This window comes from Candidatus Rokuibacteriota bacterium (assembly GCA_016188005.1).
In the GTDB taxonomy this organism is placed as follows: domain Bacteria; phylum Methylomirabilota; class Methylomirabilia; order Rokubacteriales; family CSP1-6; genus UBA12499.
The window spans coordinates 37,527-50,272 of sequence record JACPIQ010000025.1 but is presented as its reverse complement, the minus strand read 5'-3'; the positions used below and the strand labels follow the sequence as shown (position 1 = coordinate 50,272).

Annotated in this window: 13 protein-coding genes; 7 read left to right on the top strand and 6 right to left on the bottom strand. The window is 73.2% G+C overall.

All coding sequences use genetic code 11. From position 1 onward, the window contains the following. Positions 1 to 92: 92 nt before the first annotated feature. Positions 93 to 749: a peptide-methionine (S)-S-oxide reductase MsrA gene (msrA, locus tag HYV93_05750; GenBank protein ID MBI2525467.1), complete on the top strand. Its 657-nt coding sequence runs from the start codon at positions 93 to 95 to the stop codon at positions 747 to 749. Positions 750 to 816: 67 nt separating this feature from the next. On the opposite strand, the gene HYV93_05745 is transcribed toward msrA, so the two are convergent. Genes HYV93_05745 through HYV93_05735 form a run of 3 tightly spaced genes read right to left on the bottom strand, consistent with a single transcriptional unit; the run spans position 817 to position 4,029 of the window. Further along, positions 817 to 2,199, bottom strand: coding sequence for an amidohydrolase family protein (locus HYV93_05745; protein ID MBI2525466.1), 1,383 nt, complete (start codon positions 2,197 to 2,199; stop codon positions 817 to 819). Between the two features lie 37 nt (positions 2,200 to 2,236). Continuing rightward, complete coding sequence (locus HYV93_05740; GenBank protein ID MBI2525465.1) at positions 2,237 to 3,052, bottom strand: SDR family oxidoreductase; 816 nt, start codon at positions 3,050 to 3,052, stop codon at positions 2,237 to 2,239. 20 nt (positions 3,053 to 3,072) lie between these two features. Then, entirely contained in the window at positions 3,073 to 4,029 is a 957-nt protein-coding gene (locus HYV93_05735; protein MBI2525464.1) for a cyclase family protein, read from the bottom strand. A gap of 161 nt (positions 4,030 to 4,190) precedes the next feature. Here HYV93_05735 and larA point away from each other — a divergent pair, with 161 nt between their 5' ends. Next, a complete protein-coding gene (gene larA / locus HYV93_05730; protein MBI2525463.1) occupies positions 4,191 to 5,504 on the top strand; it encodes a nickel-dependent lactate racemase in 1,314 nt (437 codons plus the stop codon). Here the strand turns inward: larA and HYV93_05725 are convergent. Further along, on the bottom strand, positions 5,467 to 5,715 hold the full coding sequence (locus HYV93_05725; GenBank protein MBI2525462.1) for a hypothetical protein: 249 nt from the start codon (positions 5,713 to 5,715) through the stop codon (positions 5,467 to 5,469). The two genes, larA and HYV93_05725, sit on opposite strands and share 38 nt — an antisense overlap. Here HYV93_05725 and HYV93_05720 point away from each other — a divergent pair. From HYV93_05720 to HYV93_05710, 3 genes are all read left to right on the top strand, one after another. Further along, positions 5,714 to 5,941 (top strand): hypothetical protein, encoded by a 228-nt coding sequence (locus tag HYV93_05720; GenBank protein MBI2525461.1) that lies wholly within the window; start codon positions 5,714 to 5,716, stop codon positions 5,939 to 5,941. The two genes, HYV93_05725 and HYV93_05720, sit on opposite strands and share 2 nt — an antisense overlap. After that, entirely contained in the window at positions 5,938 to 7,551 is a 1,614-nt protein-coding gene (locus HYV93_05715) for a thiamine pyrophosphate-binding protein (GenBank protein ID MBI2525460.1), read from the top strand. Before HYV93_05720 ends, HYV93_05715 begins: the two co-directional genes overlap by 4 nt. Positions 7,552 to 7,702: 151 nt before the next feature. Further along, a complete protein-coding gene (locus HYV93_05710) occupies positions 7,703 to 8,656 on the top strand; it encodes an ABC transporter permease subunit (GenBank protein ID MBI2525459.1) in 954 nt (317 codons plus the stop codon). 5 nt (positions 8,657 to 8,661) lie between these two features. Here HYV93_05710 and HYV93_05705 read toward each other — a convergent pair whose 3' ends face one another. After that, a complete protein-coding gene (locus HYV93_05705; GenBank protein ID MBI2525458.1) occupies positions 8,662 to 9,258 on the bottom strand; it encodes a hypothetical protein in 597 nt (198 codons plus the stop codon). Further along, the gene (locus HYV93_05700) at positions 9,255 to 9,983 is read right to left on the bottom strand and encodes a hypothetical protein (protein MBI2525457.1); all 729 of its coding nucleotides are present in this window, start codon (positions 9,981 to 9,983) and stop codon (positions 9,255 to 9,257) included. Before HYV93_05700 ends, HYV93_05705 begins: the two co-directional genes overlap by 4 nt. 95 nt (positions 9,984 to 10,078) lie before the next feature. Between HYV93_05700 and HYV93_05695 the strand changes: the two genes are divergently transcribed. Then, positions 10,079 to 10,669, top strand: coding sequence for an SRPBCC family protein (locus HYV93_05695; protein ID MBI2525456.1), 591 nt, complete (start codon positions 10,079 to 10,081; stop codon positions 10,667 to 10,669). A gap of 45 nt (positions 10,670 to 10,714) precedes the next feature. After that, positions 10,715 to 12,715 carry a tetratricopeptide repeat protein gene (locus HYV93_05690; protein ID MBI2525455.1) on the top strand — a complete coding sequence of 667 codons (2,001 nt, stop codon included), beginning with the start codon at positions 10,715 to 10,717 and terminating at the stop codon, positions 12,713 to 12,715. The last annotated feature ends 31 nt before the right edge of the window (positions 12,716 to 12,746 follow it).

Below are 12,746 nucleotides of genomic sequence, written 5' to 3'. Positions count from 1 at the left end.
CCTCCGCCATCCATGGTACCCGAAGACGCCTCCAGTCGGCCGCGCTTGCCCTGGGGGGTACGCTGTGTCTACCCGGGGAGGAGGGGGGCACCATGCTGGGAGCGTGGAAGAAGACGATCGTGATGCCGACGCGAGAGCAGGCGCTGGCCGGGCGCGCGGAGCCGATGCCCCTGTCCGACCGGCACTTCGTCCATGGCCGGAGGCTCCGGCCGCCGTTCCCCGAGGGCCTCGAGTCGGCCCTGTTCGGACTCGGGTGCTTCTGGGGCGCCGAACGCGTCTTCTGGCAGATCCCCGGGGTGTGGACGACCGCCGTCGGCTACGCGGGAGGCGTGACGCCCAACCCGACGTACGAGGAGGTGTGCTCGGGCCTCACCGGCCACAATGAGGTGGTGCGGGTGGTGTTCGATCCGCAGGCGGCCAGCTACGAGGCGCTGCTCCGCCGCTTCTGGGAGAGCCACGATCCCACGCAGGGCATGCGCCAGGGCAACGACGTCGGCACGCAGTACCGCTCGGGAATCTACATCCACACGCCCGAGCAGCGCCGACTCGCCGAGGCCTCACGCGACGCCTACCAGCGGGCGCTCCGCCAGGCAGGGTACGGGCCCATCACCACCGAGATCGTCGAGGCGCCGGAGTTCTACTACGCGGAGGAGTACCACCAGCAGTACCTCGCGAAAGATCCGTCCGGGTACTGCGGGCTCGGCGGCACCGGCGTCGGGTGCCCGGTCGGCATCGCCGCGTCAGCGTGAGCGCGAACGTCCGAGGAGGAGCCGCTCCCCGGCGTCGGGCCGCTCCCTTCAGGGCACAGCCGCGGGGTCAGCAGGCCGGGCGCGCGAGCACGGCGGGGTCGATCTTCCGGGGGACGAGGCGGCCGTCGTCCGTGCCGCCCAGCAGCCGGCCGCCCTCCACGATGACCTTGCCACGCAAGATGGTCGTCACGGGCCAGCCGCGCGCCTCCCACCCCTCCCAGGGGCTGTAGTCGCTCACGTGGAAGTCCTCGCGGGTGAGCCGCTTCCTGATGGCGGGGTCGATGAGGACGAGATCGGCGTCGCTCCCGGGCGCGATCACCCCTTTTCGGGGGTAGAGCCCGAGCAGGCGGGCCGCGTTCGTCGCCGTGACCTCGGCGAAGCGCTGGAGCGACATGCCGTGCCCGACCACGCCCTCGGTGAACACGATGCCCATCCGGGCCTCGGCGCCGAGGTTGCCGCCCGTGACATCCTCCACGCTCTTGCCCCTGAGCTTGAGCTCGAGCGAGGTGGGGAACTCGTCGGTGCCGACCGTGGACACCCCGCTGCCCAGCAGGCCATCCCAGAGCGCGCGCTGATCCTCCGGACCCTTGAGGGAGGGGTAGGTGTGGTAGCAGAAGCCGCGCGGGGTCCGGTAGTCGTCGGCGGTGAAGCACGTGTAATGGTGGAGCGTCTCCGCGTACACGGGCTGCCCCGCCGCGCGCGCCTCGGCGACGGCCTCGACGCCGGCCTGCGCGGAGGTGTGGACGAAGTAGACGGCGGCGCCCGTCGCCCGGGCGAGCGCGATCGTCCGGCGGAAGGACAGCGCCTCCGAGAGCGTGTTGTGGATGAGGTGCAGGTTGGCGCCCTCGAGCCGGCCGTCTGCCCGGAACCGCTCGTAGTTGAACTGGACGATGTCGTGGTCCTCGCCGTGCACGGCCATGATCCCGCCGTGGCGGGCCACCTGCTCCATGGCGGCCTGGATCCGGCCGAAGTCGAGCCGCGAGGGGGGCCGCTTCGCATGCGGGGGCAGGATGTCGGCGGTGAAGACCTTGATGGACGGGAACCCCTGCTGTATCGCCTCGGGGATCTGGTCGAAGATCCGCAGCGGCTGGACGCCCAGCAGCGCCACGCGGGGCTCGATCACCTCGGCCAGGTCCTTGCCGGGTCGCACGAAGCAGAAGTCCACGTGCGTCGTGGTGCCGCCGAAGGCCATCCCGCGGGTGTCCTCCTCGGGGCCCAGCGTGAAGAGCGGCTCCTCCGGCTGCATGGAGATCCAGTGGGCGAGATGCGTGTGGGGCTCCACGCCGCCCGGGACGACGATCTTCCCCGTGGCGTCGACCACGCGCCCGACGTCCCGGAGCTCGCCGAGCAGCCCCACCATGGCGATCCGCTCGCCCTGGACGCCGATGTCCCAGGCCCCCACGCCCTGCGGGGTGACGACCTGTCCGCCGCGAATCACCAGATCGAGCATGTCGTGCTCCTCATCGGGGCGCCGGGCGGGGCGCGCCTCAGTCGCCCATGACCAGGCCCCCGTCCACCTTGATGGCCTGCCCGGTCATGTAGTCGGAGTCGGGGCCGGCGAGGAAGGCCACCACGCCGGCCACGTCCTCGGCGCGCTCCGGCCGGCCCAGCGGGATATCCGCCGTGCGCCGCTTCCACGCCTCGCCGACGGGCCACCCCTCGAGCGCGCCCCACTCGCGGTCGATCTGCTCCCACATGGGGGTGTCCACCGCGCCCGGGCAGACGCAGTTGGAGGTGATCCGGTGGCGGGCCAGGGCCTGGGCTCCCGAGCGGGTGAGGCTGATGAGGCCCGCCTTGGTCGCCGCGTAGGGGGCGAGCAGCGGGTTGCCGCCGCGGTACGCGGCGATGGAGGCTGTCTGGATGAGCTTGCCGCGGAGCTCGGAGCCCGGGATCGGGTCCTGCGCGACCATGCGCCGCGCGGATGCCTGGAGCACGAAGAACGCCGCTTTCAGGTTGACCGCCACGACGCGGTCCCACTCGGCCTCGCTGACCTCGAGCAGGGGCTGGGCCCTGATCACGCCCGCGTTGTTGAAGAGGACGTCGAGGCGGCCGAAGCGGCGATAGGGCTCCTCCACCATGCGCGCGATGTCGGCCCCTCGCGTCACATCGACCTGGACCGCCGCCTGGCCGAGCGCGGCGGCGAGCCGCTCCACCGCGGGGCCGTCCACGTCGGCCAGCACCAGACGCGCCCCCTGGGCGTGGAGCCGGCGCGCGCAGGCCGCGCCGATGCCGCCGGCCGCCCCCGTGATGAGGACCACCCGTCCGCCCAGGTTCTCTCCGCCGCTCGTCCCGCGGTCGCTCATGGCTCCCTCCCGCCGGCCGGCTACTTGATCGCCTGCGGGTTGATGGGGGAGCCAGTGCCGCCGGTGATCACCAGCGGCGGCGCGCAGAAGAAGAACTCGTACACGCGGTCGGCCGCGCAGTCCTCGGCGAGCTCCTTGAGGTAGAAGATCTCGCCGTGGACGATCCCGATGGCCGGGATCGTGACCCAGTGCCAGGGCTGGAAGACATCCGGTCCCGAGTCGTTCGGCCGCACCTCGATCCCCCAGGTGTCGCTGCACATGGCCGCGACCTGCTTGGCGTGGATCCAGTCCAGGGTCTCGAAGGCCAGCCCCGGCGCGTCGCCCCCCGCGTAGCCGCCCCAGTCGTCCCGCTTCAGCCGGTCTTCCATCTGCCCGGTGCGGATGATCACGAAGTCGGCCCGCCCCACCTCCACCCGCTCCGCCTTCGCCGTCTCGTCGAGGTCGCGGATGGTGATGGGGTATCCGTCCCGGAGGAACTCGACCCCCTTGTGGCGCGCCACATCGAGCAGAACGCCCCGGCCCACCATCTTGCTGGCGAACTGCTCGATGCCGTTCCGGTGCGCGCCGCGGCAGTCCACGAGCGTGGCCGGGTAGCCGTTCCACATCTGCTCGCCGAGGAAGACATGCGAGAGCGCATCCCACTGCGTGGCGGCCTGGGTGGGCAGGTTGATGGCGTCATCCGCGTAGCGGAGGCCCGGCGTGACGTCGTGCTTGCCGGCGACGGCGTCGGTGCCCGTGGCGAGCATCTGGTGGATGGGGTTCCAGCGGCCGCCGAACATGCCGCGCTGGGGCCCGTTCTCGTCGAGATTGAGGCCGAGCCGGAACACCTTGCCCTTCTTCACCAGCCTGGCCGCCTTGACGATGTCCTCGGGCGTGATGTAGTTGAGCACGCCGAGCTGGTCGTCCGGCCCCCACTTGCCCCAGTTCTTGAGCGCTTCGGCCTTCTTCAGGACGTCTTCCCTCGTGAGCTTTGCCATGGCTCCTCCCGCCTGTCGTGAGCTCCGGTCGGCGCGCGCGCCGGGGACAGCCTAGCAAGCAGGCGCCGCCCCGGCAAGGGCGGACACCGGGCCTGCCGGATGTCCGGCCACGCCGCGGGGGCGGCCGGACTATAATCGTCCGCAACGAGGGGGGCCAACCCATGCGAATCGATCTAGCCTATGACGAGACGGTCCAGACTGTCGATCTCCCGGACGAGGGCTTCCTTGGCACCCTCTCCGCCCGGCACCTGTCCGCGGCGAGGGACGTGGCCACGGTCGTGCGCGAGGCCCTTCAGCGCCCGATCGGTTCTCCGCCCCTGGCCGGCGTGATCCGGCCGGGCCGGCCGGTCACGGTCGTGATCGGGGACACGACACGGAGCTGGTCCCGCCCCGACCTCTACCTGCCGCCGCTGCTCGACGAGCTGAACCGCTTCGGGGTGCCTGATGCCGCGATCACCGTCATCTCCGCCACGGGCACGCACCGCCCGCAGACGCCGGAGGAGCGCCGCGCCCTCGTCGGCCCCGCCGTGCTGCCGCGCGTGCGGTTCGTGGAGCACGACAGCCGGGATCAGGCGGCGATGGTGCACGTGGGGACGACCAGCCGCGGCACGCCGGTCAGGGTGAACCGTGTGGTGGCCGGGGCCGAGCAGCTCATTCTCTCCGGCGCCGTGACGCAGCACTTCCTGGCCGGCTACGGGGGCGGGCGCAAGGCGATCGTGCCGGGCGTCGCCGCCTACGAGACGATCCAGACGAACCACAAGCTGTCGCTCAGCCTCACCCGGGGCGAGGGCGTCCTGCCGACCGTGGATTCGCTCCTCGCCGACGGGAACGCCGTGTCCGAGGACATGGCCGAGGCCGCGGGCATGCTCAAGCCCTGCTTCGGACTGAACGTGATCGTCAACGAGGACATGCAGATCGCGCGGATCATCGGCGGCCACTGGGAGGCCTCCCACCGCGCAGCCTGCGACATCGTGCGAGAGACGGTGTGCTGCGGGATTCCCCACCTGGCCGACCTCGTCATCGTCTCGAACGGCGGCTACCCCAAGGACATCAACATGTGGCAGTCCAGCAAGACGATAGACAACGCCGCGCGGGCCGTCGCCCCGGGCGGCGTGATGCTCTGGCTGACCTGCTGCCGCGATGGCCTCGGCGCCGAGGAGTTCGCCACGGCCCTCGAGGAGGGCGGCGACAAGCAGCAGACCGAGGAGCTCATGCGGCGCAAGTTCACGATCGGCGCCCTGGTCACCTACGTGATCCAGAAGCACGCCAGCCGGTGCCGCGTGCTGATCGTCACCGCGCTCGAGCAGCGCCACTGCCGGCAGCTGGGCCTGGAGCCGGTGGGGTCAGCGGGCGAGGGGCTCCGGGCCGCCCACGCGCAGCTGGGCCGGACGCCCACGACCTACGTCATGCCCCACGGCGGGTCGGTCGTGCCCGTGCTCAGGCGGCAGCCGGCGCGGGCGGTCGCCGCCGGATGACGAGCGGCGCGGCGAGCGAGGCGGCGGTGGCCAGGAGCAGCACGAGCGAGATGGGGCGCGTGACGAAGGGCAGGAAGCTGCCCTGGGACAGCGCCAGCGCCTGGCGCAGCGCCTCCTCCAGGGGCCGGCCGAGGATCAGGGCCAGGACGAGCGGGGCGGCCTCGAAGCCGAGCTTGCGCAGCAGGTAGCCTCCGACGCCGAAGCAGACCATGGTCAGCACCTCCGCCACCCGCCCCGTGACGCTGTGGGCGCCGATCAGGCAGAAGCCCTGGGACCTGGCGGCGCTCAAGATCCTCGTCGAGGAGGCGGGCGGGCGCTTCACCGACCTGACGGGGACGCCCACCATCTACTCGGGCACGGGGCTGGCGACCAACGGCCGGCTGCACGCTCCTGCCCTCGACCTGATCCGCGGCCGCCGGGAGACGCCGCTGACATGACGCGAACCGGAGCCCACCTGGTCGTCGAGGCCTTGCTGGCGGCGGGCATCCGCCACGTCTTCTCGCTCTCCGGCAACCAGATCCTGTCCGTCTACGACGCGACCATCGGGCGGCCGCTGTCCATCATCCACACGCGGCACGAGGCCGCCGCCGTCCACATGGCCGATGCCTGGGGGCGGCTCACCGACGAGCCGGGTGTCGCCCTCGTCACCGCCGGCCCCGGCCACCTGAACGCGCTGTCCGCCCTCTACGGCGCCCGCATGGCCGAGTCGCCCGTGGTCCTGCTCAGCGGGCATGCGCCGCTCTCCCAGGCGGGCCGCGGCGCCTTCCAGGAGATGGACCAGGTGGGCGCCGCACGCCCCGTGACCAAGGCGGCCTGGCTCGCTCAGGACGCCGAGCGGCTCGGCGAGGAGGTGGCGACGGCGCTCGAGATCGCGCGAAGCGGCCGCCCGGGGCCGGTGCACGTGAGCCTGCCTGGCGACCTGCTGGAGGCGCGCGTCGGCGCCCCTCCGGCCGCGGCGCGTCGTCCCACCGCGCCCGCGCCCGACGATCTCGATGGCCCCATCGAGACGGCGCTCGCGCTCGTGGCCGGCGCGAAGCGACCGCTCCTCCTCGCCGGCCCCGCCATGGCGCGGGGGTGGCGCCGGGCCGCGGTGGAGCGCCTCGCCACGCTGACAGGTGTCCCCGCGCTGCCGGTGGAGAGCCCGCGCGGCATCAATGACCCGTGGCTCCACACGGCGGCCAGCTGCCTCGACCAGGCCGATGTCGTGCTGCTCGCGGGCAAGCGGCTCGACTTCGCCCTGCGCTTCGGCGAGCCTCCCGCCTTCGCGCCGGGGTGCCGCTTCGTCCAGATCGACGCCGAGGCCCAGCCCCAGCCAGACGGGCGCGTGGCCATGGCGATCACCGGCGAGCCGGCCGGCGTGCTGGCCCGGATGGCCGCCGCGGCGAGCGCGTGGACCTGGACGCATCGCGCCTGGGGCGATGAGGTTGCGTCGGCCCGGAAGAGGGTCCCCCTGGAGTGGGAGTCCCTTCGGCGATCGTCGAGCCGCCCCATGCACCCGCTCCGCGTCTGCGCGGCGCTACAGCCCCTGCTGGACAGGGGGGCCGTGCTCGTCGTGGATGGAGGGGAGTTCGGCCAGTGGGCCCAGGCCGGTCTCGAGGCGGAGAGGCGCCTCATCAACGGGCCGTCGGGCTCCATCGGCAGCGCCATCCCGATGGCGCTCGGGGCGAAGCTCGCGCATCCCGAGTGCCAGGTCCTGGCCGTGCTGGGCGACGGCACCTTCGGCTTCCACGCCTTCGAGCTCGACACGGCCCTGCGCGTGGGACTGCCACTGGTCGCCGTGGTCGGCAACGACGCCCGCTGGAACGCCGAGCATCAGCTCCAGCTCCAGCGCTACGGCGCTGACCGCGCCGTCGGCTGCGAGCTGTGCCCGTCGCGCTATGACCAGGTGGCCGCGGCGCTCGGGGGATACGGCGCACTCGTGGACGACCCCGCCGATCTCGAGCCGGCCCTCGCCCGCGCCATCGGGTCCGGCGCCCCGGCCTGCATCAATGTCCTGATCGACGGCGTGGCGGCGCCGACCTACCGCTCGGGTACCGCGGGCCACTGAGGTTCGCCCCGTTCACCCGGCCCGCGGATGCCCCGGACCTGCCGCCTGGAAAGAACACGACGTGTCCAGTCGCTGTTCCGGCTGAGCGTCCTCAGGCGTCGCAGGCCCGCTTCAGTCGTGCACTGTCGAGCTCAACCTCTTCGACAACCTCGTGAGCCGGCACCCGGACGGCAAGCTGCACGCGGCCCTGGCCACGGAGTGGAAGATCCAGGGCCAGACCACCTGGGTCTTCAAGATCCGCCAGGGGGTGAAGTGGCACAACGGGGACCCCTTCTCGTCGGCAGACGCCAAGTGGAGTCTCCAGCGCACGCTGGACCCGAAGGTCAAGGCCCGCGTCTCCACGGTGTTCACCACCATCGACAGGATCGAGACGCCCGACGCGGCGACCCTCGTCGTGCGTGCCATCCCCGAGATGGCGCCGCGGATCGCGAGCCTGCTCAAGGGCGAGGTGGATATCATCACCCAGCTCCCGCCCGATCACGGGGAGCGGGTCAACGTCAATCCGTCGCCCCGCGTGGTCGGAGCGCTCTACGCCGGCCTGTACTGCATCGGCGTGAACAGCAAGGTCCCCCCGCTCAACAACCCGTTGGTTAAGCAAGCGCTGTCGCTCGCCGATGCCCAGCTCGCCTTCCCCTTCATCCTGCTCGCCATCGGGATCATCGCGGTGCTGGGGCCGTCGTTCCCGACGCTCGTGGTGGTGATCGGGCTGTCCGGGTGGGTCTCCTACGCGCGCGTCCTGCGCTCCCAGGTGCTGTCGCTTCGCTCGCGGGAGTTCGTGGACGCGGTCCACGCCCTCGGGGGCTCGGTTCCGCGCATCGTGCTCCGGCACGTGCTGCCCAACGTGCTCTCCTCGCTGGTGGTGATCGCCACTCTCGAGCTGGCGCGCGCCATCGTGCTGGAGGCGACCCTGTCCTTCCTCGGCCTCGGCATCCAGCCGCCGACCCCGTCCTGGGGCGGCATGGTCCACGAGGGGCGGGAGTACCTGGACTCGGCGTGGTGGATCTCGACGTGCCCGGGGCTCGTCCTCATGGCGACCTCCATCGTCGTGAGCCGCACCGGCGACTGGCTCCGGGACCTCCTCGATCCGACACTCAAGGGCGAGTAGGGCGCCTACCCGGTGAGCGCGCGACGCGCTCGCCGGGCCCGCGCGGGGCCGTGCAGGGCCAGCAGGCGCTCGCGCGAGATCCAGAGCCGGTGGGCGCGCGTGCGGGTCCCGGCCCGCCGACGCGCGGCACCCGCCGGGTGGAACGCCGCCAGGAGCACGCGCTGATACGCCGCGACGCAGCGCGCCCAGAACAGCCGGTCCCCGGCCGCCTCGGCGAAGCCGAGCCGCTGAAGCCCGCCGAAGAAGACGGTCATGGCCGCGAAGGCGCGCAGGTGCGCGAGGTCGCCGCCGTCCGCCGCGCGCGTGGCCAGCGCCTCCAGCGAGGTCACGAAGCGGCGGCGGAACACGAGGCCCACGGGGTGCTGGCGGCCTTCCTCGTGGTGGAGTGCCACGATCCGGCGATTGTTGAGATGCAGGAGGGCGACGGGATCGCCGCGGCGCACGGCCGTGCCGTCGGCCAGCGAGAACGTCCGGCGGCTCCGGCGCACCTCGAGGCAGAGCGCGGGCCCCACCTGGGCGGCCGGAGCATCGAGGGCGTGGAGTGTCCGGTAGCCCCGGTCGAGCCCCACGACGATCCAGCGGATCCACCCCCCGCGCGTCACGACGGCTCCCCGCAGCCGCGCACGAGGCCTGCCACGCGCGCGCGGCGCTCCGGCGGCATCGGCGCACGCCCCAGCCACTGGCAGAACTCCGCTGGCTGAGCGGTCGCCCACTCGGCGACCTGGCCGGCGCTGGCGAAGGCCTCGCGCAGCCGCCGGTCGGCGATGCCGCCGAAGAGCACGAGGAGCATCCGGGCCAGCGCCGCGGCCACCCGGCTCTCGATGAGGACATGCGCCGTCAGCTCCTGGGCCACGTCCTCCCCGCGCGGCTCCAGCGAGAGCTCCGTCAGCGCGCTGCCCCGGATGGTCCCGATGAGGCCGCTCGAGTGCTCGCCCCAGGAGAGCATAACGCGGCGCCGCGCCGCGCGCACGAGGATGCGGTACTGCCCGCGCGAGCCGTCGCCGTCGTCGGCCTCGTACCAGTCCTCCCCGAGCGCTCGCACCTCGTGGCGCGCCAGATCGCGGAAGCGCGCCGCCGCGGCGGTGATGTCGGGCGCGTCCACGAGCGCGGTGTAGAGATCGAAGGGGGCGCGCGCCGGGCGCCCGCGCACCGTGCGGCTCCAGGTACGGTGGCCCCAGGTGCGCTCGACGCCCGCCGCGATCTCGGTCGGGAAGGTCACGCGCCCCGGCAGGAACGGCGGCCAGGGCAGGGTGGCCTCGCCGACGGCCAGGCCTGCGGCCACGAGGGCGAGGAGGGAAGCTGCCAGCCACCGCGTAACGCTTGGCACGATCCTCTCCGCCATGGGACACTGGAGGATGCAATGGTCCGCGGCAGCCAACCGCCGCCCGGGCAAATCCATCTTGCCACGACAAGGGAGTGTTCATGAAGCGCTCGTTGCCGATCGCCGCCGTGCTCGTCCTTCTGGCCTGGACGCCCGCCGCAAGCACCCTTGCCATGTCGGAGGAGCAGCGCCGGCGCCTGGAGGGCGGCGACGTCGTCGTCCTCGACATCCTCCCGCCCGGCCACCAGGCCGCGGCGGCCCAGGGGGGAACGGCATTCAGCCTCGTCAACGCCCCCCCGGAGGCAGTGTGGCAGCTCGTCATCGACTATCCCCGCCACGTTGGGCTTTACCCGAAGGTGACGATGGCCGAGGTCCTCGAGGTCGGCGACGATCATGCCCTGGTCCGGTACGTGGTGGGAGTGGGGCTGTTCTCGTTTCGCTTCCACGTGGACAACTACCCCGACGCGGGACGCCGGCGCCTGGCATGGCAGCTGGCGGCCGGGCGCTCCAATGGGCTGTTCCGCGCGAACTGGGGCTACTGGCACGTCGAGCCCCATGGCGCGGCCACCATGCTCACCTACTCGATCGCGGCCCGCACCGTGTTGCCCGCCTTCCTCACTCGCGGGGCCGAGCGCGAGGGCCTCGTGGACACCATCAAGGCGGTCCGCGATCGCGCCGAGGGCCGCAGCTAGCGCCGCGTTCTTGACAGGCTCTCCGCGCCTCCCTACCTTGAGGGCGTGGACGAGACCACCCTCTGGCTGCAGCGCGCGGCGGCATCGCTTCGCGAGGGGCGCGACGCCGAGGCCGAGCGCCAGTGCCGTCACGCGATCGAGGGCGACCCCCGGCGCGCGGAAGCCTATTCCCGGCTCGGCGCCGCCCTCACCCGCCAGCGGCGCACGCGAGAGGCGGAAGCCGCCTTCCGGGAGGCCGTGCGCCTCTCGCCGCGGGCCGCCGCGGCGCGCGTGGACCTGGGCGATGCGCTCCTGGAGCAGGGGCGCCCGGTCGAGGCGGAAGCCGAGTACCGCGAGGCGGTGGCGCAGGCGCCGCAGGCCTTCAGGGGGCACTTCAAGCTCGGGCTGGCGCTGGAGCGGCAGCGGCGCTGGGCCGAGGCCGAGGCGGCGTACCATGCGGCCGCGGTGCTCAGGCCCGATCATCCTCTCGTGCCTCTCCGGCTGGGCCTCATGTGCCGGCGGCAGGGCAGGTACGCCGACGAGGAGCAGGCGCTGCGCGACGCCGTGCGGCTGGCGCCTGGCCACGCCGAGGCGCAACAGAACCTCGGCATCGCGCTTGCGCGCCGCGGCCTGCGCCTCGAGGCCGAGACGGCCTTCAGGGAAGCGGCGAGGCTCGCGCCGCGGAACCCCCACGTCCACGACGGGCTCGGGATGGTCCTGGCCGCCCAGGGAAAGCACGCCGAGGCGGCGGTGGCGCTCGCCGAGGCCGTCAGGCTCGCGCCCACCTCTGCCAGGGCGCGCGCGCACCTGGCCGGCGTGCTGCGCCGTCAGCGCCGTTGGCGTGCGGCCGCCGCCGCCTATCGCGAGGCCATCCGCCTCCGCGGCTCGGTCGCCGCGCTCCACGGCCGCCTGGGCGTCGTCCTCTGGCGTCTGCGCCGTCACGGCGAGGCCGCGGCCGCCTTGCGGGAAGCGATCCGGCTCGAGCCTGGCAACGCGGCGTGGCACGGTCGCCTGGGCCGCGTCCTCGAGCACCAGGGGCATTTCGCCGCCGCCGCGCTGGCGTTCCGGGAGGCGATCCGTCTGCACCCCGAGGACCTCGCGACCCACCTGGGACTGGCCGCGGTGCTCCGGCGGGAGAGCCGCTGGGCCGAGGAGGCCGACACCTACCGCCGGGCGCTGCGCCTGTGTCCTGACGATCCGGAGCTGCATTACGATCTGGGGCTCGCGCTGTCGGCCCAGGGGCTCGACGCCGAGGCGGAAGCGGCCTTCCGCGCCGCGGTGGCCCTGGCGCCGGGCGATGCCGATCACCACGTGGAGCTGGGCATCGCGCTCGGGCGGCAGGGCAAGCATGCCGAGGCGGAGGCGGCGCTGCGCGAGGCCGTCCGGCTCGCCCCGACGAATGTGGTCGCCCTCGGCAATCTCGCCGTCGGCCTCGGCCGCCAGGGGCGCTACGCGCAGTCCGAGGCGGTGTACCGCGAGGCCCTGCGCGTCAAGCCCGGGGGCGCCGCGCTGCATCGGGGGCTCGGCGTGGTCCTGTACTTCCAGGGCAAGTACGCGGCGGCGGAGGCGGCGCTGCGCGAGGCGGCCCACCTCAAGCCCGGCTTCGCGCGCACCCACAGCTATCTTGGCGAGCTCCTGAGCGAGCAGGGGCGGCCCGCGGAAGCGGCGGAGGCCTTCCGCGCCGCCATCGCCGCCAAGCCCGACAGCCCGTCGGCGTACCGCGGTCTCGGCGGCGTGCTCCTGGCCCAGGGGCTCCATGCCGAGGCCGAGGCCGCCTATCGCGAGGCGCTCCGCCTGCGCCCGGCCGAGGCGCAGAATCATTTCAACCTGTGGACGGTGCTCGAGCGGCAAGGCAAGCACGCCGAGTGCGAGGTGGCCTATCGCGAGGCGATCCGCGTCAAGCCCGATCACGCCGAGGCCCACGCCCGCCTGGGTGCGGTGCTCGTCCGGCTCAGGCGGCTCGACGAGGCCGCTGCCGCCTACGCGGAGGCGCTGCGGCTGCGCCCCGATGATTCCCGGTTCCGTCACGCGCTCGAGGCGGCGCGGCGGCGCCTCCGCCGTCGCTGAGCCCACGACCCGCCGCCGCGCGCGGACCCGT